The following is a 22,364-nucleotide window of genomic DNA, read 5'->3' as shown; positions in this document are numbered from 1 at the left end:
AAATACGGTGCCTTTGCGCTTGTCGGCGTCAAGGGCTGGCTCTAATGTGTGCCGGTTTTAACCATCGAATGCGGCCGAAGCATGAACCGGCTCGGCGCCAGGAGCTTTGCATGTTCAAGGGATCAATTCCCGCCCTCATTACCCCGTTCACGGACAATGGCGCCGTGGACGAACAGGCATTTGCCGCCCATGTGGAATGGCAGATCGCCGAAGGCAGCAGCGGACTTGTGCCCGTGGGCACGACAGGGGAATCTCCAACCCTGTCCCACGACGAACACAAACGTGTCGTTGAGCTGTGCATCGAGGTGGCGGCGAAACGGGTTCCGGTCATTGCGGGCGCAGGCTCTAACAATACCGATGAGGCGATCGAGCTTGCACTGCATGCGCAGGAAGCCGGCGCGGATGCGCTCCTGGTGGTCACACCCTATTATAACAAGCCGACGCAGAAAGGCCTGTTCGCCCATTTCTCGGCAGTCGCCGAAGCCGTGAAACTGCCGATCGTCATCTATAATATCCCGCCGCGCTCGGTGGTGGACATGTCGCCGGAAACCATGGGCGCGCTGGTCAAGGCGCATAAGAACATCGTCGGCGTCAAGGACGCGACCGGCAAGATCGACCGCGTTTCCGAGCAGCGCATTTCCTGCGGCAAGGACTTCATCCAGCTTTCGGGCGAGGATGGCACGGCGCTCGGCTTCAACGCCCATGGCGGCGTCGGCTGCATTTCGGTCTCCGCCAATGTCGCGCCGCGCCTCTGTTCGGAATTCCAGGCGGCGATGCTCGCCGGCGATTATGCCAAGGCGCTGGAATATCAGGATCGCCTGATGCCGCTGCACAAGGCGATCTTCATGGAGCCCGGCGTCTGCGGCACCAAATATGCGCTGTCGAAGACCCGCGGCGGCAATCGCCGGGTCCGCTCGCCCTTGATGAGCACGCTGGAACCGGCAACGGAAGCGGCCATCGATGCGGCGCTGAAGCATGCCGGCCTGATGAACTGAGGCAGCCCGAAAGCGTTTAAGGCGCGCCCTGAACCGCTTCGCGACAGAAGCCGTTCGGCGCGCCTTTTCTTTTCGCGGCGACAACATTAAATAGGGGTTCGAAAACCGCTCTCGGCGGTAAGCCGAAGGCGCAATAAGAAAAACAAGGGATTGAAATATCATGGCCCCCAAAGGCAGCCAGCGCGTGGTGAACAAGATCGTTGCGGAAAACCGCAAGGCTCGCTTCAACTACGAAATCATCGACACCTATGAGGCAGGGCTCGTGCTGACCGGCACCGAGGTCAAGTCGCTGCGCGAAGGCAAGGCGAATATCGCCGAATCCTACGCTTCGGACGAGGGCGATGAAATCTGGCTCATCAATTCCCACCTGCCGGAATATCTGCAGGCCAACCGCTTCAACCACGAGCCGCGCCGCCGCCGCAAGCTGCTTTTGAGCAAGCGCGAGATCAACCGTCTGCGCGCCGGTATCAACCGTGAAGGCATGACGCTGGTGCCCTTGAAAATCTATTTCAACGATAGGGGTCGCGCGAAGCTGGAACTGGCGCTCGCCAAGGGCAAGAAGCTGCACGACAAGCGCGAGACGGAGAAGGAACGCGACTGGAACCGGCAGAAATCGCGGTTGCTGAAGGGCGGCAACGCCTGAGACCCGCCTCCCTCATTCTTGTGACGAGACAGGAATGAGGAGAGGGAGGTGCCTGATGCCCGTCACGCCGCCCGGTACGTCCGCTCCACATGCGCCTTCGTCGTCGAAACGCTGAACCGGCTGACAAGCGCCGCCAGATTGGCGCTGACATCGCTCAGATTATGCGTTGCCGCATTCGTCTCTTCCACCATGGCCGCATTCTTCTGGGTCAGGTTGTCCATGCTGCTGATGGCGGCATTGATTTCCTGGATGCCGACGGACTGCTCCTGCGCCGCCTTGGTCAGCGAGGCGATATGTTCCTGAATGTGATCCACCTTGTTGCCGATCGTATTGAGCGATTCGCCCGTCTTGTTGACCAGCGAAACACCTTGCATCACGTCTTCGGAAGACTTGGCGATCAGCGTCTTGATTTCCTTCGCGGCGGTGGCGGAGCGCTGTGCGAGTTCACGTACTTCCTGGGCGACGACGGCGAAACCCTTGCCGGCCTCGCCAGCGCGCGCGGCCTCCACGCCGGCATTCAGCGCCAGGAGGTTGGTCTGGAACGAAATCTCGTCGATGACGGAGATGATCTGGGTGATCTTCTGCGATGAGTCCTCGATGGCTCCCATCGCCTTCACCGCTTCCGTTACCACATCGCGCGAGCGCGCGGCTTCAACGGCCGAGCTTTCGACGATGGCCTTGGCCTCTTCGGAACGCTGCGCCGACAATTTGGAAATGGTGGTGATTTCCTCGACGGCGGCGGCGGTTTCCTCAAGGGCGGCGGCCTGCTGTTCCGTGCGGCGAGCCATGTCGTCGGTCGCAGATGTCAGCTCGCGCGTATTGCCGGAAATCTTGTTCGCCTCTTCAACGATCTGCGCAAATGCGCCGGAGAGATTGCCGACCGCAGCGTTGAAATTGGCGACCAGCCCTTCAAATTGCGGTGCGGTTTTTTCGCCGATACTGGAGGTGAGGTCGCCATTGGCCAGCCTGTCGAGAGCGCTGTTGAGCAGTGCGAGAACGTGCTCCTGCTCCTTCTTCATCTGCGCCTGTTCGGCTTCCACCTTCTGCCGCTCGGCGGCCAACACGTCGAGATAGACGGAGATCGAATAATCCATGTCGAGAAGGGCGGCCTTGATGGTGGCCGACAAGGCGTCCTTCACCTTTTTGGCCTTCTTTTCCATGAAAAGGCCCTTCAGCTCGGACTCGACCAGTGCCTTGACGATGCCATCGAGCATCAGCGCATAACCGCCGATGTACCATCTCGGCTCCAGCCCCAGTCTTGCATGGGTGCGGCCGATGGCGGTCACGGCATCGGTATAATCCGCGTTGAATGTGCCGGAGGCTATCCTCTCCCAGTGCTTGAGCTGCATGCCCTTGGCGTGCTGCACATGCGCGTCGCTGGTGAAGAACTTCGCCGTCTCCGGCACCGAGCGGGCCTTGGCGTAAAAGCGATCCAGAGACGCATCGAGGGAGCCGGTGATGACGCCCTTCATGTCTGAAAGATTTTGCCGTTGCTCGTGACCGAGCCCCAGAAAATTCAGTCTTTCATCAAGCTGTCGGTCGGTTTTTTCTTGGCCACGCATGTCTAGTCATCCTGCTTTGACACCCAAATCACGTCGCTGGTGTCGTTGCGTGATTTAGACACGTCTAAAATTAATCAAGATATAATTTTAACTGGCCGGATTTGATGTTTGTTAATTCTAATTGCAATTTTTACCTTGCCGATCAGACTTCAAACAAAAACGCGTCCGTTTTTTCCAACGGACGCGTTCTGAAAAGCATGCGGTTTGAGCCGGATTAAACCGTCTCCGGACCCTCTGCGTGCCGGGCGGGGCGCTCGTTCGGGTCGCGCCCGATCTCGGCCTTCAGCGTCATCAGATCGATGAAGTGATCGGCCTGTCGGCGCAAGTCGTCGGCGATCATCGCAGGCTGCGTGGCCATGGTGGAAACCACCGAAACCTTGCGGCCCTTGCGCTGCAGCGCATCCACCAGCGTGGTGAAATCGCCGTCGCCGGAGAAGAGCACCAGGTGATCGACCGTCTCGGACTGTTCCATGGCATCGACTGCCAGTTCGATGTCCATGTTGCCCTTGATCTTGCGGCGGCCGAGTGCGTCGGTGAATTCCTTCGCCGGCTTTGTCACGACCTTGTAGCCGTTATAATCCAGCCAGTCGATCAGCGGGCGGATCGAGGAATATTCCTGATCCTCGATGAGCGCCGTGTAATAATAGGCGCGCAGCAGGTATCCGCGCTTTTGAAACGCCTTCAGGAGCTTGCGGTAGTCGATATCGAATCCCAGGCTTTTCGATGCTGCATAAAGATTGGCTCCGTCTATGAAGAGCGCAATTTTCTCCCGTGGATCGAACATTCCATCCCATTCCTTTTCTTGGAAAGGCCATTATCTGGCTTTTATATCCGGTCGATGACGCAAAAAAACATGTCGTATCAACGCGCTTTGCGTGTCGCCGTTGCGTTTTAAGTAAGCTACCTTCCCCCTTATTCCAAGACAATTCTTCTAGACATTTTGCTCATCAGACGCCAAACATGGGCGATATGGTGCCAAAAGACGCCAAAGACAGGAAAAACTTGAATTCCGCGGCCAATGGCTGTATCGGAGGCTGGAAAGCGTCGTCGCGAGAAATCTTGAATGTTTTTCGCAAGGCACGAAGCGCAGATTCAATAGGTTAGAGCAACCCTTGTGCACCCCGAACATCGCACGGCGCTCTGATCCACGACATTACGACCCGCAAAGGACAGGCAATGGCCCGCGTCACAGTTGAAGATTGCATTGATAAAGTAGACAACCGTTTCGAGCTGGTGCTTCTCGCCAGCCACCGTGCGCGCCAGATTTCTCAAGGGTCTTCCATCACGGTTGACCGCGACAACGACAAGAACCCGGTTGTGGCGCTGCGCGAAATCGCTGACGAGACGCTGTCTCCCGACGATCTGAAGGAAGACCTGATTCACTCGCTGCAGAAGCACGTGGAAGTGGACGAGCCCGAGCCCGATCCGGTCACGCTCGCCGCTTCCGCCATTGCCGATGGCGAAGAAGACGACCAGCCGGAAACCGTTACTTTCGACCAGATGTCGGAAGAAGAACTGCTGGCCGGTATCGAAGGCCTTGTGCCGCCGGAAAAAAACGACGATTATTGATCCGGTTTTATGATGCCATTGGCAGGCGGCGGTTACTGTCTGTCAATAGTTGCCGTCATAATCTGATCCCTATTGATGCAGCATTGTGCGCCGACCCTCAGGTTGGCGCGCTTTCTTTTTGTGGAATATCGCATGATGCGGCAATACGAACTCGTTGAGCGGGTTCAAAAATATAAACCGGATGCGAATGAGGCCCTGCTGAACAAGGCCTATGTTTACGCGATGCAGAAACATGGCCAGCAGAAGCGGGCCAATGGCGACCCCTATATTTCGCATCCGCTGGAAGTTGCCGCGATCCTCACTGAAATGCATCTCGACGAATCGACCATCGCGGTGGCGCTGCTGCACGATACGATCGAGGACACCACCGCCACCCGCGCAGAAATCGACGAGCTTTTCGGCGAGGATATCGGTCGGCTGGTGGAGGGACTGACCAAGCTAAAGAAGCTCGATCTCGTTACCCGCAAGGCGAAACAGGCCGAAAACCTTCGCAAGCTGCTGCTCGCGATTTCCGACGACGTGCGCGTTCTTCTGGTGAAGCTCGCCGACCGTCTGCACAATATGCGCACCATGGAATATATGCCGGCCGACAAGCGCAGCCGCATTTCCGAAGAAACCATGGAAATCTATGCGCCGCTCGCCGGCCGCATGGGCATGCAGGATATGCGCGACGAGCTGGAGGACCTGTCCTTCCGTTACCTTAACCCTGAAGCCTATGAGACGGTGACCAACCGGCTTCAGGAGCTGGAAACGCGCAATGAAGGGCTGATCAAGAAGATCGAGGACGAGTTGCGCGAGCTTCTCGTGGCGAACGGGCTGGTCGGGGCAGGCGTGAAGGGGCGTCAGAAGAAGCCCTATTCGGTGTTCCGCAAGATGCAGTCGAAGTCACTCTCCTTCGAGCAGCTGTCCGATGTTTACGGTTTCCGCATTCTCGTGGATGACATTCCCTCCTGCTACCGGGCGCTGGGTATCGTGCATACGCGCTGGCGCGTGGTGCCGGGCCGCTTCAAGGACTACATCTCCACGCCGAAGCAGAACGATTATCGCTCCATCCACACCACCATCGTCGGTCCTTCGCGCCAGCGTATCGAGCTGCAGATCCGCACCAAGCGCATGCATGAGATCGCCGAATTCGGCATCGCGGCTCACGCGCTTTACAAGGATGGCGAAAACGGGGAGGGCGATCTGCTCTCGCCGGAATCGAACGCTTATTCCTGGCTGCGCCACACCATCGAATCGCTGGCCGAAGGCGACAGCCCGGAAGAATTCCTCGAGCATACGAAGCTCGAGCTGTTCCAGGATCAGGTGTTCTGCTTTACGCCGAAGGGCAAGCTGATCGCCCTGCCGCGTGGCGCCACCCCCATCGATTTCGCCTATGCGGTGCACACCAATATCGGCGACACCACTGTCGGCGCCAAGATCAACGGTCGGATCATGCCGCTTGTCACCCGCTTGAACAATGGTGACGAGGTGGAGATCATCCGCTCCGGCGTGCAGGTGCCGCCCGCCGCATGGGAAGAGGTGGTGGTGACGGGCAAGGCCCGCTCGGCCATCCGCCGTGCCACCCGCATGGCCATCCGCAAGCAATATTCCGGCCTTGGTTATCGCATTCTGGAGCGCACCTTCGAACGCGCCGGCAAAGCCTTCTCCCGTGAAGCGCTGAAGCCCGTGCTGCATCGCCTGGCGCAGAAGGATGTCGAAGACGCCATCGCCGCCGTCGGCCGCGGTGAGGTTTCCTCGCTCGATGTGCTGCGCGCGGTCTATCCGGATTATCAGGATGAGCGCGTGACGGTGAAGATGACCGGCGACGATGGCTGGTTCAACATGCGCAGCGCCTCCGGCATGGTCTTCAAGATTCCCGGCAAGTCGCGCTCGGTGCTTGAGGACGATGGCGCGGCCGAGATGCTGGATGGGCCGGACCCGCTGCCCATCCGTGGTCTCTCCGGCAATGTCGACGTGCATTTCGGTGCGGCCGGCGCCGTTCCGGGTGACCGCATCGTCGGCATCATGGAAAAGGGCAAGGGCATCACCATCTATCCCATTCAGGCGCCGGCGCTGCAGCGTTTCGACGATGAGCCGGAGCGCTGGATCGATGTGCGCTGGGACCTCGATGAGGCGAACAAGTCCCGCTTCATGGCGCGGGTGATGATCAATGCACTGAACGAGCCGGGCACGCTCGCCTCCGTGGCGCAATCGATCGCCACGCTGGACGTCAATATTCGCGGCCTCAACATGGTGCGCATCGGCACGGATTTCTCCGAGCTGGCGCTGGATGTCGAAGTCTGGGATCTCAGGCAGCTGAACCAGCTTCTGTCGCAGCTCAAGGATCTCGATTGCGTCTCGACCGTAACGCGTGCCTTCGATTGAGGCATTTTTGATCTTTTGTAAGCACTGCAAGGTCGTTGTTATGCGTTGAGCGCATGGCAGCGGCCTTTTCCTGTCTCTGGTGGCGGAGGCGGTTTGCGACTATTTTCATCTCAGAAATTGAAGAGAAGGAAATGCGGCGTGCCGGTGGATGAACACCGATGAGAAACGCCAGTTCCAAACCGAAAGGACCGAAAATCATGTTTACTCCGCTTCGCAAGATCGCCCGCGCCGTTCGTGGCAAGACCACCCAGGAACGCGAATTCGAATATCTCAGCGGTTCGGTATCGAATGTCGACCTCGAATTCCGCCAGCGCGAAATCGACCGCGGCCTGTTCCGCCGGTAATGCGCTCAGCGCATGGCAGCCCTTCGCCATGCGTTTGGATCAGCGCGGGCAGCCATATTGGTTGACATAAAGGCTGACCTTTAGAAACAAGAAGGTGCGCGCGAGAAGCGCGGGCATCCCGGGCTGTGTGGCCATTCCCGCATGGACAGTCGGCGCCGCATGCCCCTGCCGCTTGTGGCGCGCTTCTGAATATGGTCTTGTCCCTCTTGGCTCGGCCCGGGCGATGAAATAAACTGCACCCCATGCCGTTTCGCCGCCGTGAACCCGTTGGTTTTTCAGAAAAGATTCGCGACCTCTTCTGGCCGCGCACGGGTTTTTCCCGTTCGCTGCGCTATATGAAGCTGCGTCTGCTGCGGCTTTCGGCGTCTCCGCATTCCGTCGCCGCCGGTGTCGCCATCGGTGTGGCCGTGGCCTGGACACCCTTTCTCGGTGTCCATATCATCATTGCCATGGCGCTCGGTTTTCTGATGCGTGTCAATCTCGTCGCTGCCGCGCTCGGCACCACCTTTGCCAATCCACTGACATTTCCGTTCATCTGGGCATCCACCTGGGAACTGGGGCACTTCATCCTCGGTCGTCAAAAGATCGAAAGCGCAGCGGATGTGGATTTCGTGGCGCTGTTCAGCCATCTCGAATTCCGTCAGATATGGACGCCGGTGCTGGAACCCATGACAATAGGCGCGTTTTTCCCCGCCCTTGTCAGCGCGGTCGTCGCCTATATCGCCGTTTATGGTCTCATCAGCGGTTTCCAGCGCCGCAGGATGGAAAATCTCGCGCATCGCGCCGCCAACAAGAATGCTTCTCTGGAGATGTTGAAATGATCATTGGATTGGGTAGCGACCTGATCGATATCCGCCGCGTTGAAAAATCGATCGAACGTTTCGGCGAGCGCTTCACCCATCGCTGTTTCACCGATATCGAGCGCGCCAAATCCGATGGCCGCAAGAACCGCGCCGCTTCCTATGCCAAGCGTTTCGCTGCCAAGGAGGCCTGTTCCAAGGCGCTGGGGACCGGCCTTGCGAACGGCGTTTTCTGGAAGGATATGGGCGTCGTCAACCTGCCGGGCGGCAAGCCGACCATGCTGTTGACCAATGGGGCAGGGGAACGGCTGGCGGCGCTGCTGCCCGCCGGCCACCGCGCCAATATTCACCTGACGATCACGGACGATTTTCCTTATGCTCAGGCATTTGTGATTATCGAGGCGCTCCCCGTGAACGGCTAAGACCCGGTGAAGCCGCATTGGCGTCCTATTTGCGGACGTGTCACAGAAGCGCTTCCCTTCGGACTGGAAAGGTTCTAGAGAAGTCGCAGAAATATGAAAGCATTGCCGGCTGTGTGAACCCGTTTCACCGCGGCACGCGCGACAAACAACGGCCCGGAAGCCTTTGTGAAGCCGGGAAACAATCAGGCAGGTCTTTAAGTGTCGGAAAAAGCTGAAAAGAAGCAGAACGCCCTCTGGGAGAACGTCAAGGTCATCATACAGGCGCTGCTGCTGGCCATGGTCATCCGCACCGTGCTGTTTCAGCCCTTCACGATCCCGTCCGGCTCGATGATGCCGACGCTCCTGGTGGGCGACTATCTGTTCGTCAACAAGTTCTCCTACGGCTATTCGAAATATTCGCTGCCCTTTTCTCCGAACCTCTTTTCCGGCCGCATTCTCGAATTCAGCAAGCCGAAGCGCGGCGACGTCGTGGTCTTCCGCCTGCCGCCCAATCCTGAAGTCGATTACATCAAGCGCCTCGTCGGCTTACCCGGTGATCGCATCCAGGTGACGAACGGCGTGCTATTCATCAACGGCCAGCCGGTTCCGAAGCAGCCCGATGGCACCTTCACCTCCGATTACCGCGCCGATCCGGGCGCCAATGTGCCTGTCTTCCGCGAAACGCTCGATAATGGCGTTACCTACGACACGCTCGACCAGTCACCCGACTCGCGCGGCGACAACACCCGCGAATTCGTGGTGCCGGAAGGCCATTATTTCATGATGGGCGACAATCGCGACAATTCGCTCGACAGCCGTTTCGACGTCGGTTTCGTACCGGAAGAAAACCTGATCGGCCGGGCCAGCGTCATCTTCTTCTCGCTGGGCAATGACACGCCGTTCAGCCGCATTTGGGATTGGCCCGCCAACATGCGTTGGGACCGCCTCTTCAAGGTTGTGGAATGAGCAAGACCAAGCCGCTTTCGGCGGACGAGATTTCCCGTCTGGAAGCGTTGATCGGATATGAGTTCAAGGAAAAGGCCCGGCTCGACCGGGCCTTGACCCATGCCAGCGCCCGCTCAGCTGCGGCCGGCAATTACGAGCGGCTGGAATTTCTAGGCGACCGCGTCCTCGGTCTCTGCGTCGCCGAACTGCTGTTCTCCACCTTCCGCAACGCTACAGAAGGCGAGCTTTCGGTTCGTCTGAACCAGCTCGTCAGCGCCGAATCCTGCGCCGCGATCGGTGACGAGATGGGCCTGCATAATTTCATCCGCACCGGATCGGATGTGAAGAAGCTGACTGGCAAGGCGATGCTCAACGTGCGCGCCGATGTCGTCGAAAGCCTGATCGCCACCATCTATCTGGATGGCGGGCTGGAAGCGTCGCGCAAATTCATTCTGAAATACTGGCAGGGCCGCGCGACAAGCGTGGATGCCGGGCGGCGCGACGCCAAGACCGAGTTGCAGGAATGGGCGCATGCCAGATTTGCGACCACGCCCTCCTACCGTATTGACGATCGCTCCGGACCGGATCACGATCCACGCTTTACGGTGACGGTGGAGATTCCCGGCGTGAAGCCGGAAACCGGTGTCGAGCGCTCCAAGCGCGCGGCCGAGCAGGTGGCGGCAACGAGACTGCTGGAACGCGAAGGCGTCTGGCAGAAATCCTCCACCTGAGACTGAGTGCCTTGAACGGGCGCTGCAATCGAGCGCATGGCGGCCCCCTTGGCCGCATGTTGAATACCTCTGACCTTGAATGGATATCATGACCGACCACGAAAACCCCGCCGTTGAAGGCGACGACAATGCCCTTCCGACCCGTTCCGGCTTTGTGGCCCTCATAGGCCCCACAAACGCCGGCAAGTCGACGCTGGTGAACCGGCTGGTGGGCGCCAAGGTTTCGATCGTCAGCCACAAGGTGCAGACGACGCGCGCCGTGATGCGCGGCATCGCCATTCACAAGAATGCGCAGATCGTTTTCATGGACACACCTGGCATCTTCAAGCCGCGCCGCCGGCTTGATCGCGCCATGGTCACCTCTGCCTGGGGCGGAGCCAAGGATGCCGATCTTATCCTGCTGCTGATCGACAGCGAACGCGGTCTGAAGGGCGATGCCGAAGCTATCCTCGAAGGACTGAAGGATGTTCCTCAGAAGAAGATCCTGTGCCTCAACAAGATCGATCAGGTGAAGCGGGAGGACCTCCTGAAGCTCGCTGCCGCCGCCAATGAAACAGTTGCGTTTGACCGTACCTTCATGATTTCCGCCACCAATGGTTCGGGCTGCGAAGACCTGATGGATTATCTGGTGGAGGCACTGCCGGAAGGTCCGTGGTATTATCCGGAAGACCAGATTTCCGATCTGCCGATGCGCCAGCTCGCCGCCGAAATTACCCGCGAAAAACTGTTCCTGCGCCTGCATCAGGAACTGCCCTACGCCTCGCATGTCGAGACGGAAAAGTGGGAGGAGCGCAAGGACGGCTCCGTGCGCATCGAGCAGGTGATCTATGTCGAACGCGACAGCCAGAAGAAGATCGCGCTCGGCAAGAACGGTGATGCGATCAAGGCCATCTCCACCGCATCACGCAAGGAATTGTCAGAGATCCTCGAACAGCCGGTGCATCTCTTCCTGTTCGTGAAGGTGCGCGAGAACTGGGGCGATGACCCCGAGCGCTTCCGTGAAATGGGTCTGGAGTTCCCGCGAGGCTAGTTGCCAGGCATCCTCCTTCATTCCTGTGACAGGCACAGGAATAAGGGAGGAGTGCAAGGTAAGCTTCACAAAATCTTCACCCACCATCGGGAACCGAATACGTTCGGGCGGGTTGTTCCAAAACAATTGGGCGCAACCTTTCTCGATGACGGATATTCATGTCGCCAAAAAAACCGAACGGGATTTCCACCACCCCGTGCCAGCAATGTCCTCTGCGCGACCTACCGCATTTCCGGGATTTCTCCTCTTCCGAACTGGATTTCGTATCGCGTTTCAAAACGGGGGAACTGGCGGTGGAAAGCGGCTCCCTGATCCTGATGGAAGGCTCGCACAGCGCTCATCTTTATACCGTTTTGCAGGGGTGGGCGTTCCGTTACAAGACACTGGAAGACGGCAGGCGGCAAATCCTCAACTATGTCATGCCCGGCGATCTCGTCGGTCTTCAGGGCACGGTGATGGGGGAAATGCAGCATTCGGTGGAGGCGCTCTCGCCGGTGACGCTCTGCGTCTTCGAGCGGTCCCGCCTCAACAACCTTTTCACCGATCACCCGACGCTCGCCTATGACCTCACCTGGATCGCGGCGAGCGAGGAACGCATGCTTGACAACCACCTCCTCAGCATCGGCCGCCGCACCGCGTTGGAACGCGCCGCTTATCTCATCGCGTTTCTTTATCGCAAGGCGAAGGCGGTTAATCTCATCCCCGGCGAAACACCCATCCCGGTCACCCAGCAGCATGTTGCCGATACGCTCGGCCTGTCCATCGTTCACACCAACAAGACCTTGAGAAAGCTCGTCGATCGCGGCCTCATCCGCTGGACGGACAAGGGCTGTCTGGTGCTGGACGATGCCGGCTTGACCAACGTGGCAGGTTGGGAAAGCGATGAAAAGCGGCAAAGACCCTTTATCTGATCTTCCTTTGACATGTCTTTTTTAAATGACGGTGGAGCCGTAATTTGCGACTCCTGTCGTGATATCTCACGGGAAGATCATGTCGGAGACTGCGGTTTCGAGCCTTGCGGTCCTCTTTTTAGGAAGAAGAAAACATATGGTGCCGCAACGGGTTATCGTCGTTGAGGATGAATATCTGGTGGCGCTTGATGTCGAAGCGGTTCTCCAGTCCATGGAGGTGGAATCCGTCGTCATCGCCACCACGCTTGCGCAGGCGAGGCAGGCCGTTGAAGAAGGCGGCGCCGATTGCGTTCTTCTGGATGTCAGCCTCACCGATGGCAAGAGCTACGATTTCGCGCGCGGGCTGCGCGCTGCCGGTATTCCCTTCGGTTTCGTCAGCGGTTATGGCGACACGACGGGTTTTCCGGAAGATCTCATGCACGCGCCGTTGCTCGGCAAGCCTTTCGGGGAAAACGAAATTGTCGATTTCGTTCTCAATCTCGTCGGCGCGGTCGGCGACGCCGTAAAAGAATAACGTTTTGCCGCCAGATCGGGTATGCTCGGACCTGAATCGAAATCCGGACACGTTTCATGCAGTGGCAGGAAGAAGCAATCATTCTCGGCGTCAAACGCCATGGCGAGACGAGTGTCATCGCCGAGGTGATGACCCCTTCGCGTGGCCGCCATCTGGGGCTGGTGCGTTCCGGCCGTTCCCGTAGTATGCAGCCGGTGTTGCAGGCCGGAAACCGGGTGGATGTCATCTGGCGGGCGCGCCTTCACGATCATCTGGGCGAGTTCCGCATCGAGCCGCTGCAATTGCGCGCAGCACAGCTGATGGAAACGGCGACCGCCGTTTATGGCGTGCAGGCCATGGGCGCGTTGCTCAGGCTTCTGCCGGAGCGCGATCCGCACCCGCATCTCTATCAGGCGCTGGATATCATTCTCGATAATCTGCATGACCCTGTCGATGCCGGGGAATTGTTCGTGCGCTTCGAACTGGCGGTGCTGAACGAGCTCGGTTTCGGGCTGGACCTTACCGAATGTGCGGCGACGGGGCTGCGCACCGACCTCATCTATGTATCGCCGAAAACGGGCAGGGCGGTTTGCCGCACGGCAGGCGCGCCCTATGCGGAGCGGATGCTGTCGCTTCCGGCTTTCTTGAGCGAAGGCCAGTCGAAGGCCGCCGATCCTGACAGCCTTGCGGCGGCTTTCCGCCTCACCGCTCACTTCCTCAACCGGCATGTCTACGATCCGCGTGGCCTCAACGAGAACGCCGCCCGCGACGGTTTCGTGCAGGCGGCGCTGAAGGCGCTGGAAGGCCGGGTGGCGGCGCCTGCGCCCAACAGGGCCGTACAGGCTTAGATCAGGCCATTGCAGGCCGCGGAGCCGGCCGCTCCTGAATGGGCCAATGCACGATGGCCGCAAAAATCCCCATGCCGACGCCCAGCCACCAGACGAGATCATAGGAACCGAACCTGTCATAGAGGAAGCCGCCCAGCCAGACGCCGAGGAACGAGCCGATCTGGTGGGTAAGAAAAACCACACCGCCCAGCATGCCGAGATGACGTGTGCCGAACATGATCGCCACCAGCGCATTGGTGGGCGGTACGGTGGAAAGCCACAGAATGCCCATGACCGAGGCGAAGAGGATGACCGAAAGCGGCGATTGCGGCAGCAGCAGGAAGGCCGTGACCACGACCGAGCGGGCAATATAGATATAGGCCAGCAGATAGGGTTTCGAATAACGCTGGGCGATGACGCCGGCGGCAAGCGAGCCGATGATGTTGAAGAAGCCGATCAGCGCCATGGCGATGACGGCGTAACGTGGTTCAATGCCGATATCGCCGAGATAGGCCGGAAAATGCGCGGTGATAAAGGCCACCTGAAAACCGCAGACGAAGAAACCGGTGGTCAAAAGCAGGTAGCTTTTATGGCCGAGCGCCTCCTTCAGCGCTTCGCCCGCCGTCTGCTGGAACTGCGCCTGCGACTGGCTGCCGGAGGAGGAATTGCCGCGCATGAACAAGGCGAGCAACGGCACGAGCATCATCATCGCGGCGAGCCAGACGAGGCTGTCCGACCAGCCATAGGTTGAAATCAGCCCCTGGCTGATCGGCGCAAACAGGAACATGCCGGCCGAACCCGCCGCCGTGCCGATGCCGAAGGCGAGCGAACGTTGCTGCGGCGTGACATGGCGCGCAAAGGCCGAAAGGATGACGCTGAAGGAGCCGGCGGCAATGCCAAGCCCGACGAGAACGCCGCCGCCGAAATGCAGCCAGAAGGGCGAGGTGCCGAAGGACATGCAGATGAGGCCGGCAGCATAAAGCACGCCGGAGAGCACAAGCACGCGGCCCGTGCCGAATTTATCGGCGATAGCGCCGAAGAAGGGCTGGCCAAGCCCCCAGAAGAGGTTCTGCAAAGCCATGGCAAGACCGAAGGTAGAGCGATCCCAGCCAGTATCGGCAAGCATCGGCAGCTGGAAGAAACCCATTGCCGAGCGGGGACCGAAGGTCATGACCGCAATCAGCGACCCGGCGGCGATAATCACCCAGGGCATGGTCTGGCGTGTGGCTTGCGACATGAAAAACTCCCCAATCGCAGCGCGGACCTCAAGGAAAAGGGCGCATGGCCTGCTGCGGATTCCGCTTTGATGGGATGAATATTATCTTGTGTCAGCCGGCCTCACTAGCGACTTTTCTTGACGCTAGTTATTCTTGTGGCTGATGCATGTCCATCGCAGAAGGATTTCCGAAATGACCATGATCGTACGCCGCGCCCGTGCAGGGGATGTCGACATTATTTTCGACATCCGAACCAGCGTCCGACAAAATCACATATCCAGAGAGCGGTTGAAAGAACTGGGAATCACCGAACAAAGCGTAGGTGAAGCCCTTGAACTTGAAGTCTGCGGCTGGGTGGCGGAATGTGACGGTGCGGCCGTCGCATTCTCCATGATTGATAGCGAAACGGGATCCGTTTTCGCACTGTTCGTCAGGCCGGCGTTCGAAGGCCGAGGGCTTGGTGGATTATTATTGCGGGAGGCGGAGCAGGCGTTATTCCGCTCGCATGAAACCATCTGGCTCGAAACCGATGCGGAGGAGACTGTTCGTGCCAACGGGTTCTACCGCAAAGCAGGGTGGCAGCCCGTCGCTCTCACCGCGAAGGGCGAAATGCGTTATGAAAAGACCGCACGCTCATCGAAGACCTGACGGCTTTCTGACCTTGCTTAGATCGTTTTGGCTTTTCTTCGAATCGCTAAACCGATCTATCTATTTGATTTTAAGAGTTTTCCGGACGTAAAAGCGTTTCCGCTTTTACTGGAAACGCTCTAGGATCGCCGATCTATCAAGGCCTCGTTTAGGTTGAGAAGACTTTCAACGGCTTTCTGCCGTTGCTGAATATCGCCGAGAAGCGAGCCGGAATTGTCGATCGAGGTGCTTAGGTTTTTCTGAATCTGCAGCCAGTTGACCTTGGGTATCACCGGATTGTCGGAGCCGAGGCTCGGTGTAACGGCAAAGGTTTTCACCACGGTATCAAGCGCCGCAAGGCCGAGTTTCAGTTCCTCAATGGCTTTTGTCTGTTGGGCCACAGTGGTCGCCAATGCGGCATTTGCTTTCTGGCCGTTGGTAATGATTTCCCACCCATCCTTGTTGAGCGTCATTTTTTCTATGAAAGGCAAGGCCGTGAAAACCGCTCCGACCAACGCAAGCACCAATCCGTGCGTTTTGCCGGAGGCAAAAAAGCACAAAAGCAATCCCGCCGAACACATTAGTATCCCTATCGCGGCGACGACGGATATATGATTGTTCGAAATGATATTGAAGAAATCGGCCATGGAATATCCTCGCAGAATATAACCGATGATTGATTTTTTGGGTCGAAAAATCAACCTGTAATTAGGGTGCCGATCAGCCCCGATATTTAATCGCCCAACCTTCCGGCCTCTCCTCAACCACCCTTGCCGCATCACCGACGGACAGCCTGCCTTCACCACGCGGCGTCACGTTCCAGCCGAAGAGCGGGCCGGGCACCCGCCGGTCGCTGGACATGCGGATGCGGCCCATCGCCTTCATGGGGGAGGGCACATCGCGCGAGCCGGTCGTCTGGTCCTGCGTGGTTATGATGCAGCGGGCGCAGGGCTTGACGAGGTCGAAGCGAATGCCGCCGATCTCGATGGCCGCCCAGCGGTCCTCGGCCCATGGCTCGTCCGTATCAAGCACGATATTGGGCCGGAAGCGTTCCATGCCGACCGCGTCCTCACCATTGGCGCGCATATTGTCGTTCAGCGCGGCAAGCGAGGCGGTGGTGGTGACGAGAATCTGGTAGCCGTCGGCAAAGGTGACGGGGGTTTCATTGCCGGTCCATTCAAGGTTTGCAATGCGTTTCGAAGTGTCGTCGAAGAACACCAGCTTCACCTCGCGCCCGAGCCAGGCCGAAAGCCCATCGTTGGTCTCGTCATCGGCGATATTGGCGCTGACGATCGATTTCCACACTGCCACATCCATGCGCTGGCCTGATGGACTTGCGAAGATCTCGCCGTCTTCGCCCCTTGAAAGCAGCATGCCCTCGTCCTCATGGCGAGCCAGAACCGTTGCAATAGCAGGCAATTCGCGCTGGGTGATGAAATGACCGTTGGGATCGACAAGCATGGCGCGGCGGTCACCCGGCAGCCCTTCGGCCGAAACCGCGCTTTCCGAGAGGGGAATGCCGCGCCCGCTTTTCAGCGGATAGATGTTGAGTTCGGTCACACGCATCTTGGGGTCTCCTCAGATTTCGTCGAGAAACAGGTCCAGCACCTGTTTCAGCCGCTCATGGCGGGCCTTGGCCATCTGCCGGCCTGTTTCGGTGCGAAAACCGTCGGCCAGCTTGAACAGCTTGGTTTCGAAATGGTCGATGGCAAAGGCGCGGTCGTCAAGCGGCCGTTCTTTCGCCAGCGGGTCAACCGGATCGTAGAGCGCCGAGCCCATCCGCCCGGCAATGTAAAAGCAGCGCGCCGCGCCCACCATGCCGATGGCATCCAGCCGGTCGGCATCCTGAAGGATTTTCGCCTCCAGTGTCTGCGGCTCGATATTGGCGGAAAAGCTGTGGGTGGTGATGGCGTGGGCGGCGGCGTCGATATCCGCCTGTTTCCAGCCAAGCCCCATCAAAATGCTCGCCGCCTTTTCCGCCGCCAGCCGTGAGGCCTGCGCCCGCAACGGCGAGTTCTTCTCCACCGCCACGCAATCATGCAGTAGCACGCTTGCCGCCAGCACGGTACCATCCCCGCCTTCACCCGCATGGATACGCATGGCGTTGCGGAAGACGCGGTGAATATGGGCAAGGTCGTGCGAGCCGTCACCCGCATCGGCGGCGTGCGGTATCAGCTCCTGCGCAAGCGCCGCATAGGGCGCGAAAGCCTCGGCCGCGATCATGCCTGCGGTTTCCGGGTGAGGATTTTCTGGTAGAACAGGCCGATGCCGATCAGCACTGCGCCGAGACCGATGAAGGACAGCGCTCTCAGCACGCCTTCGAGGTTGCTCATGTCGATCAGGAAGGCCTTGGCAACCGAGATCAGCACGAAAGCGGCCGATGCCAGACGCAGGCTGCGGGCGTTGAAGCGCGAGCCGAGCACGAGCAGCAACACGCCGATCAGCAGCCAGACAACCGAATAGCTGTAGGTCTCACCCTGCATGAAACCCTTCCAGTCGGCGATATTTTCTCCCTGCCAGAAACGGCGCACCGAAAGCGTGGCCCAGGCAAAGCCGAGTGCGGCACCGGCCACGGCCAGCATGCTGACATAGGGCGGCGGACGTTTTCCCCGCGCATAATAGGCAAGGCCGCCATAAGCGAGTGCGGGCAGCAGGTAACCGATCAGCAGCAGGTTGAGGACCGGGATGCGGCCGGTATTCTCGCCGGTAAAATAGGGGTTGAGCGTGAAGAAGTGCATCGTCAGCACGTTGATGACCGCAATCACGCCGGCAATCATCGAGCCGTAACGGAAGACCGGGCTGGGACTCTTCAGATCGAGCGTCATCAACACGCCCGAGAAGCCAATGGTCAGCAGCGTGTATATCGACTGTTCGCCGAGCGTCGGTACGCTGTTGTCAAGCGTGCCCCCATTCATCGCATGGCGGATGAGGATGGCGACGGCGAGAAGCCCCATGACACTGGCAATCGCCTGCAGGAAGTTCTTCGCCCGGACACCCGGCCAGTCGCGCAGCAGCCAGGCCGAGGCGACGGCCAGCAGTGCGGGAATGCCGTAACCCGGAAGAAGTGCATTGAAGACCGGCGTGGTGCCGAGGTTCTGCGGCCCGACGATGGTGGGTTCCCAGGCGATGCGGCCGAGAACGGCAACGCTCGCCACGGCCATCACCCAAGGCAGAACCTCCCAGTTGCGTTGACGTGTCGCCAGCACATAGACAAAACCGATGACGGAGAGCAGCACGGTCGTCGCAAGCCCCTGCGTCAGCGTGTGCAGGCAGAGCGCGAAAGCGGCGAAGGAGCCGAGCACGAGAATGTTGAGCGGCTTGCGATAGGCTTCGTTGTTCTGCCGGTGCAGCCATTCGGCACCTGCAATCAGCACGAAGCCGAGGCCGAGGCCATAGGCGGCGTGCAGCCAGTCACGACCGAGATTGCCGTATTCGACGAAGCTTACGGTGGCGAGCCAGACCGGGAAAAGTGCTGCGATCCCCGCCCAGAGCTGCGCAAAATTCGTATCTGCTGCGCCCTTGCGTTTCAGGAAGGAGAAGGCGCACAGCACAAGGATTGCTCCGAGGCCGAGCGCCATGGCGATTTCCGCGGTGTAGCCAGTTCCGACAGGCGGAAGCGTTACGCCGGTATCATTGATGAGCCCGATGAAGTCGATACCCTGCCGCGACATGAGCGATACCGCAGTCTGCGCACCAAGCGCGGCAATGATGGCGGGCCAGACCGCATAGTGGCGGGCAGCGCCAAGGGCTGCGAGTGCAGCGATGAGTGCCGAAACGACCAGTGCCGGATGGGTGTCGATGCTGCCCTCGGCAAAGAGGAAGCCGATGGCCGGCAGAATGACCGCCATGGATACCGTGAGATTGATGGCGAGCGACGGGCGCAGCAGAAGCCGCATGATGCGAACCGCGCGCCGTTCGGGAGCCGCGGTTTCGGCCGCTTCTGCGGGCGGGATGTCGAGCTGCTTTCCAGGCCAGAGGAAGATGGTGCCAGCCAGCATGATGAGCAGGGCAAGCGTCGGCGGTTCGGCACTGATCGTATCGGAAAAACCGATATAACCGAGCGCCCAGAGGCCGAGGCCGGCATTGGCAAGTGACGGTACCACCGTCCAGCCCTGCCGGCGCGCTGCCGCGGCGGTAGCCAGCCAGGCAACGGTCAGGAACACGAAAAGCGCCCAGATATTTGGCGTCTCGGTGGAAATCAGTTCCGGCGTCAGCATCGAACCGAGCAGGCCGAGCCCGGCCAGCGCCTGCCCGTGCAGCAGCGACAGTCCGATGGTGGCGAAGGCGACGAGGCCAAGCAGACCAAAAGCCGTGCCGGGGCCGATATAGACGTAAATGCCATAGGCCGCATAAACCACGCCGAACAGCGTCAACGCGCCGGCTGCCGTCAGCACGCCCGGTATCATGGCGTTGGAATAGGTGGTGGCGACGCCCGGCACCGCCTTGCGGCGGATCGCTTCGCCGGCAACGCCGAGAACGAGGCCGAAAATGGCGGCGAGCGACAGCCTGACCGCCGGGCTCAAGAGCCCCGATTCGATCGAATATTTGACGAGGAAAATACCGCCAAGCGCCAGCGCCAGCCCGCCGGCCCAGACCGCCCAGCGCGCGCCGAGCAGGCTTTCGAAGCTTTCCTTCGTCGCCGGAGCGGATGCCGCCTCGCTGACAGGAGCGGAAGGTGCTTCCTCTCGGGCAACGTCTTCCGCTTGCGCCATGGCGGCGGCTTCCTGGGGCTCGGATGCATAGTCAGCATGGAATGCTGTGTCTTCCGCAGGGGTTTTGCTTGGCTCTTCCGCCTCGAAATCCGGTTTTACCGTGGATTCCGCGCCCTCCGTTTGCACCGCCGCAGCCGACGTCACGCCCGCAGCCATCAGCCGCTTGAGGCTGTGAACCTCCCGTTCGAGCGACTTGATCCGGCTTGAGTTGCGGATGCTCGCGACCAGCGTGTAGATGAAGGCCGCAACGAGGGCGAGGATAAACAGCGGGATTTCCAAACGGACTCTCCAATTATGAAGCTGTTTTTAAAGCCCTTTTGGTGAATTTATGCAAGGCCCGGTTGATGAATGGTTGGGTGGCGAGTGGGGGGCACACGCCCGCCCGCCGTGTCAGGAAACATCCGCCAGCCAGCGCCGCGCCGCTTCGATATCGGCAAGACCGAGTTCGTGCCCGTCCTCAACCGTTTCCATTTCGGCTCTTGCTCCGCTCGCCGCCAGCCGGCCCTGCAATTCGTGCGTCTTGTCGAGATATTTGTCGCGCTCTCCCGCCACAAGCAGGACATTGCGGCCTGAAAGATCGGTCTGCGGCCATGTTTCGAGAACCGGCATCGGGCGATAGAGCAGGGCGTCTCCGGCAAGTTCGGGATAAAGCGCGGCAAAGGCCGCGTAGAAATTTGCGCCATTGGAGTGGCCGATAAACTTCAGTTTCGAACGGTCGAGACCATAGGACCGTATCGCCCCCTCCACGAAGGCGGCGAAGGCTTCCGCTTCCGAGGCGATATCCTTCTGGTCGAAGCTGAAATCGGGATTGCGGCGGAACCAGCGGGCGATCTCTTCCTCCGTGCTGCGGCCGCGCACGCCGAGAAGCGTTGCGCGCGGCGCTGCCCGGTGCGCCAGCGGCATCAGGCTCGTTTCGCTGCCGCCGGAACCGTGCAGCAGGATGACGGTGCTGCCATCCGGCTCCTCGGGCGTATAGAAACGGTGCACGAAGGGCAGGTCGCGATAGACGATGCGCTCCTCGCCCGGCATTGCAAATTGCGGCAGGGCGACACGCACATCCGCCTCGTCCTTCATGAAGAGCGGCGGAATGAACAGTTTTTCGCCGAGCGATTCCAGCGGTTCGTCCACCGTCATGCCCGGCCCGTCGGTCGCCATTTCGATCAGCACGCCGCCCGGTTCGCGGACATAAAGCGAATGGAAATATTTCCGGTCATGGGCGTTGGTGGTGCTGGAATTCAGCGATTTCAGCCCGGTTAGAACCGTGTTCAGCTCATCCATATCCTTCGCGCGGAAGGCGATGTGATCGACGGTGCCGGTGCCCGGCGCGCTGGACCAGAAGCCGGTGGCGTCGCGCACGTCGATAATGTCGCCGCTGTCGGAAACGAGCCGGCGGATTGCGCCTGCCTGGCTTTCCTGCCGGTAACCGAAATGTTTCTCCAGAAACGCCACGGTTTCTTCCGGCACTTCGCTTAGCACCGTCGCGCCATAGATACGGCGAATGGCGTCCGCGGCGGAAATATCGTCCGTCACATGCGGCGTGGCATCGGCAAAGGCGTGGATGCCGACCAGCTTGACGATCAGGCCGTCAGGATCTTTCAGCCGGATGACCGGAGCGCCGAACTCATCGGAGGGGCCTTCCGCCCGGATGCCGAATCTCAGCGCCCGCGTCAGCCAGAAGCCGATGGCGGCGGGATCAATGGCGACGGAAATCTCCAGCGTCTGGCCGTACCCGACACGGCCCTGGCCGCCATCTTCCCATACGAGAAATGTCAGAAGGGAGCCGGGCGAGGCGATGTCATCGCCATAAAGCAGGTGCAGCTGCATGGCGTCTTCGAAACCGGCCGTGCGTTTGGCCAGCCTCAAACCCAGAAAGCCGGCGTAAAAATCCACATTCGCCTGCACCTTCCGGGTAATCATGGTGATGTGGTGTATGCCCAGTGCAGAATTCATCTTGCCGTCCCGCTGTTTTGCCTGCTGTTCGTGGCCCTATTTGTCGCACGCTGCCCCTGATCCGCAACCCCGGCAAATGAGAACGCTGTGTTCTCTGCGTGAACGATATTGCTTTCGCTTCGTTGCATGCGTGATGGGCAGATTGCCGGCTTTTTGCCTGCCGTGTGCGTGTTTATGCATATAAAATAAGCATACAAAATAACGGCTATTTTGTATGCAATTTTATCTTGCCTTGAGAGT

The 22,364-nt window shown here is 59.5% G+C and carries 22 protein-coding genes; 14 read left to right on the top strand and 8 right to left on the bottom strand.

The window, feature by feature from the left end; translation table 11 throughout:
* The first annotated feature begins 110 nt into the window (after positions 1–110).
* Complete coding sequence (gene dapA / locus AGR1_RS08430; protein ID WP_026363477.1) at positions 111–995, top strand: 4-hydroxy-tetrahydrodipicolinate synthase; 885 nt, start codon at positions 111–113, stop codon at positions 993–995.
* A 160-nt stretch (positions 996–1,155) separates the two neighbouring features.
* Positions 1,156–1,638, top strand: coding sequence for an SsrA-binding protein SmpB (smpB, locus tag AGR1_RS08425; RefSeq protein ID WP_003524122.1), 483 nt, complete (start codon positions 1,156–1,158; stop codon positions 1,636–1,638).
* 62 nt (positions 1,639–1,700) lie between these two features.
* Here smpB and AGR1_RS08420 read toward each other — a convergent pair whose 3' ends face one another.
* Entirely contained in the window at positions 1,701–3,200 is a 1,500-nt protein-coding gene (locus AGR1_RS08420; RefSeq protein ID WP_137410016.1) for a globin-coupled sensor protein, read from the bottom strand.
* Positions 3,201–3,414: 214 nt separating this feature from the next.
* Positions 3,415–3,984, bottom strand: coding sequence for an NYN domain-containing protein (locus tag AGR1_RS08415; RefSeq protein WP_004440903.1), 570 nt, complete (start codon positions 3,982–3,984; stop codon positions 3,415–3,417).
* Between the two features lie 392 nt (positions 3,985–4,376).
* Between AGR1_RS08415 and rpoZ the strand changes: the two genes are divergently transcribed.
* From rpoZ to recO, 11 genes are all read left to right on the top strand, one after another.
* Complete coding sequence (rpoZ, locus tag AGR1_RS08410; protein WP_035262680.1) at positions 4,377–4,769, top strand: DNA-directed RNA polymerase subunit omega; 393 nt, start codon at positions 4,377–4,379, stop codon at positions 4,767–4,769.
* Positions 4,770–4,901: 132 nt separating this feature from the next.
* Complete coding sequence (locus AGR1_RS08405; protein ID WP_080793072.1) at positions 4,902–7,136, top strand: bifunctional (p)ppGpp synthetase/guanosine-3',5'-bis(diphosphate) 3'-pyrophosphohydrolase; 2,235 nt, start codon at positions 4,902–4,904, stop codon at positions 7,134–7,136.
* Between the two features lie 197 nt (positions 7,137–7,333).
* Entirely contained in the window at positions 7,334–7,480 is a 147-nt protein-coding gene (locus tag AGR1_RS08395) for a hypothetical protein (protein WP_003496944.1), read from the top strand.
* Between the two features lie 242 nt (positions 7,481–7,722).
* On the top strand, positions 7,723–8,301 hold the full coding sequence (locus tag AGR1_RS08390; RefSeq protein ID WP_080791044.1) for a DUF2062 domain-containing protein: 579 nt from the start codon (positions 7,723–7,725) through the stop codon (positions 8,299–8,301).
* Positions 8,298–8,702, top strand: a complete 405-nt coding sequence (gene acpS / locus AGR1_RS08385; protein WP_080791043.1) for a holo-ACP synthase — start codon at positions 8,298–8,300, stop codon at positions 8,700–8,702. The genes AGR1_RS08390 and acpS overlap by 4 nt, the downstream gene beginning before the upstream one ends.
* A 198-nt stretch (positions 8,703–8,900) precedes the next feature.
* Positions 8,901–9,647, top strand: a complete 747-nt coding sequence (gene lepB / locus AGR1_RS08380) for a signal peptidase I (RefSeq protein ID WP_080791042.1) — start codon at positions 8,901–8,903, stop codon at positions 9,645–9,647.
* A complete protein-coding gene (gene rnc / locus AGR1_RS08375; protein WP_080791041.1) occupies positions 9,644–10,357 on the top strand; it encodes a ribonuclease III in 714 nt (237 codons plus the stop codon). The genes lepB and rnc overlap by 4 nt, the downstream gene beginning before the upstream one ends.
* A gap of 88 nt (positions 10,358–10,445) precedes the next feature.
* Entirely contained in the window at positions 10,446–11,387 is a 942-nt protein-coding gene (gene era, locus AGR1_RS08370; protein WP_149146682.1) for a GTPase Era, read from the top strand.
* Positions 11,388–11,545: 158 nt separating this feature from the next.
* Entirely contained in the window at positions 11,546–12,298 is a 753-nt protein-coding gene (locus AGR1_RS08365) for a Crp/Fnr family transcriptional regulator (RefSeq protein WP_080791040.1), read from the top strand.
* Between the two features lie 136 nt (positions 12,299–12,434).
* A complete protein-coding gene (locus AGR1_RS08360) occupies positions 12,435–12,812 on the top strand; it encodes a response regulator (protein WP_149146681.1) in 378 nt (125 codons plus the stop codon).
* Positions 12,813–12,868: 56 nt separating this feature from the next.
* Positions 12,869–13,639 (top strand): DNA repair protein RecO, encoded by a 771-nt coding sequence (recO, locus tag AGR1_RS08355; RefSeq protein ID WP_149146680.1) that lies wholly within the window; start codon positions 12,869–12,871, stop codon positions 13,637–13,639.
* 1 nt (position 13,640) lies between these two features.
* Here the strand turns inward: recO and AGR1_RS08350 are convergent, their stop codons facing one another.
* Positions 13,641–14,855: an MFS transporter gene (locus AGR1_RS08350; protein ID WP_149146679.1), complete on the bottom strand. Its 1,215-nt coding sequence runs from the start codon at positions 14,853–14,855 to the stop codon at positions 13,641–13,643.
* A gap of 172 nt (positions 14,856–15,027) precedes the next feature.
* Between AGR1_RS08350 and AGR1_RS08345 the strand changes: the two genes are divergently transcribed.
* Complete coding sequence (locus AGR1_RS08345) at positions 15,028–15,483, top strand: GNAT family N-acetyltransferase (RefSeq protein ID WP_149146678.1); 456 nt, start codon at positions 15,028–15,030, stop codon at positions 15,481–15,483.
* 119 nt (positions 15,484–15,602) lie between these two features.
* Here AGR1_RS08345 and AGR1_RS08340 read toward each other — a convergent pair whose 3' ends face one another.
* The 5 genes from AGR1_RS08340 to AGR1_RS08320 form a co-directional block, all read right to left on the bottom strand.
* A complete protein-coding gene (locus tag AGR1_RS08340) occupies positions 15,603–16,109 on the bottom strand; it encodes a hypothetical protein (RefSeq protein ID WP_149146677.1) in 507 nt (168 codons plus the stop codon).
* Between the two features lie 73 nt (positions 16,110–16,182).
* Positions 16,183–17,028 carry an MOSC domain-containing protein gene (locus AGR1_RS08335; protein ID WP_149146676.1) on the bottom strand — a complete coding sequence of 282 codons (846 nt, stop codon included), beginning with the start codon at positions 17,026–17,028 and terminating at the stop codon, positions 16,183–16,185.
* A gap of 12 nt (positions 17,029–17,040) precedes the next feature.
* Positions 17,041–17,685 (bottom strand): HD domain-containing protein, encoded by a 645-nt coding sequence (locus AGR1_RS08330; protein ID WP_149146675.1) that lies wholly within the window; start codon positions 17,683–17,685, stop codon positions 17,041–17,043.
* Positions 17,682–20,453 carry a DUF2339 domain-containing protein gene (locus AGR1_RS08325; RefSeq protein WP_187772085.1) on the bottom strand — a complete coding sequence of 924 codons (2,772 nt, stop codon included), beginning with the start codon at positions 20,451–20,453 and terminating at the stop codon, positions 17,682–17,684. Before AGR1_RS08325 ends, AGR1_RS08330 begins: the two co-directional genes overlap by 4 nt.
* Positions 20,454–20,564: 111 nt before the next feature.
* Entirely contained in the window at positions 20,565–22,124 is a 1,560-nt protein-coding gene (locus AGR1_RS08320; RefSeq protein WP_149146674.1) for a VOC family protein, read from the bottom strand.
* Positions 22,125–22,364 lie beyond the last annotated feature (240 nt).

This window comes from Agrobacterium sp. B1(2019), from assembly GCF_008274755.1.
GTDB lineage: Bacteria > Pseudomonadota > Alphaproteobacteria > Rhizobiales > Rhizobiaceae > Agrobacterium > Agrobacterium salinitolerans.
Note: the sequence above shows the minus strand (reverse complement) of the source record. Positions and strands in the feature narration are given on the sequence as shown.

Bases quoted from the DNA above. Each gene is read 5' to 3' on its own strand.
- dapA (WP_026363477.1), top strand. From the start codon at position 111: ATGTTCAAGGGATCAATTCCCGCCCTCATTACCCCGTTCACGGACAAT.
- smpB (WP_003524122.1), top strand. From the start codon at position 1,156: ATGGCCCCCAAAGGCAGCCAGCGCGTGGTGAACAAGATCGTTGCGGAA.
- AGR1_RS08420 (WP_137410016.1), bottom strand. From the start codon at position 3,200: ATGCGTGGCCAAGAAAAAACCGACCGACAGCTTGATGAAAGACTGAAT.
- AGR1_RS08415 (WP_004440903.1), bottom strand. From the start codon at position 3,984: ATGTTCGATCCACGGGAGAAAATTGCGCTCTTCATAGACGGAGCCAAT.
- rpoZ (WP_035262680.1), top strand. From the start codon at position 4,377: ATGGCCCGCGTCACAGTTGAAGATTGCATTGATAAAGTAGACAACCGT.
- AGR1_RS08405 (WP_080793072.1), top strand. From the start codon at position 4,902: ATGATGCGGCAATACGAACTCGTTGAGCGGGTTCAAAAATATAAACCG.
- AGR1_RS08395 (WP_003496944.1), top strand. From the start codon at position 7,334: ATGTTTACTCCGCTTCGCAAGATCGCCCGCGCCGTTCGTGGCAAGACC.
- AGR1_RS08390 (WP_080791044.1), top strand. From the start codon at position 7,723: ATGCCGTTTCGCCGCCGTGAACCCGTTGGTTTTTCAGAAAAGATTCGC.
- acpS (WP_080791043.1), top strand. From the start codon at position 8,298: ATGATCATTGGATTGGGTAGCGACCTGATCGATATCCGCCGCGTTGAA.
- rnc (WP_080791041.1), top strand. From the start codon at position 9,644: ATGAGCAAGACCAAGCCGCTTTCGGCGGACGAGATTTCCCGTCTGGAA.
- era (WP_149146682.1), top strand. From the start codon at position 10,446: ATGACCGACCACGAAAACCCCGCCGTTGAAGGCGACGACAATGCCCTT.
- AGR1_RS08365 (WP_080791040.1), top strand. From the start codon at position 11,546: ATGTCGCCAAAAAAACCGAACGGGATTTCCACCACCCCGTGCCAGCAA.
- AGR1_RS08360 (WP_149146681.1), top strand. From the start codon at position 12,435: ATGGTGCCGCAACGGGTTATCGTCGTTGAGGATGAATATCTGGTGGCG.
- recO (WP_149146680.1), top strand. From the start codon at position 12,869: ATGCAGTGGCAGGAAGAAGCAATCATTCTCGGCGTCAAACGCCATGGC.
- AGR1_RS08350 (WP_149146679.1), bottom strand. From the start codon at position 14,855: ATGTCGCAAGCCACACGCCAGACCATGCCCTGGGTGATTATCGCCGCC.
- AGR1_RS08345 (WP_149146678.1), top strand. From the start codon at position 15,028: ATGACCATGATCGTACGCCGCGCCCGTGCAGGGGATGTCGACATTATT.
- AGR1_RS08340 (WP_149146677.1), bottom strand. From the start codon at position 16,109: ATGGCCGATTTCTTCAATATCATTTCGAACAATCATATATCCGTCGTC.
- AGR1_RS08335 (WP_149146676.1), bottom strand. From the start codon at position 17,028: ATGCGTGTGACCGAACTCAACATCTATCCGCTGAAAAGCGGGCGCGGC.
- AGR1_RS08330 (WP_149146675.1), bottom strand. From the start codon at position 17,685: ATGATCGCGGCCGAGGCTTTCGCGCCCTATGCGGCGCTTGCGCAGGAG.
- AGR1_RS08320 (WP_149146674.1), bottom strand. From the start codon at position 22,124: ATGAATTCTGCACTGGGCATACACCACATCACCATGATTACCCGGAAG.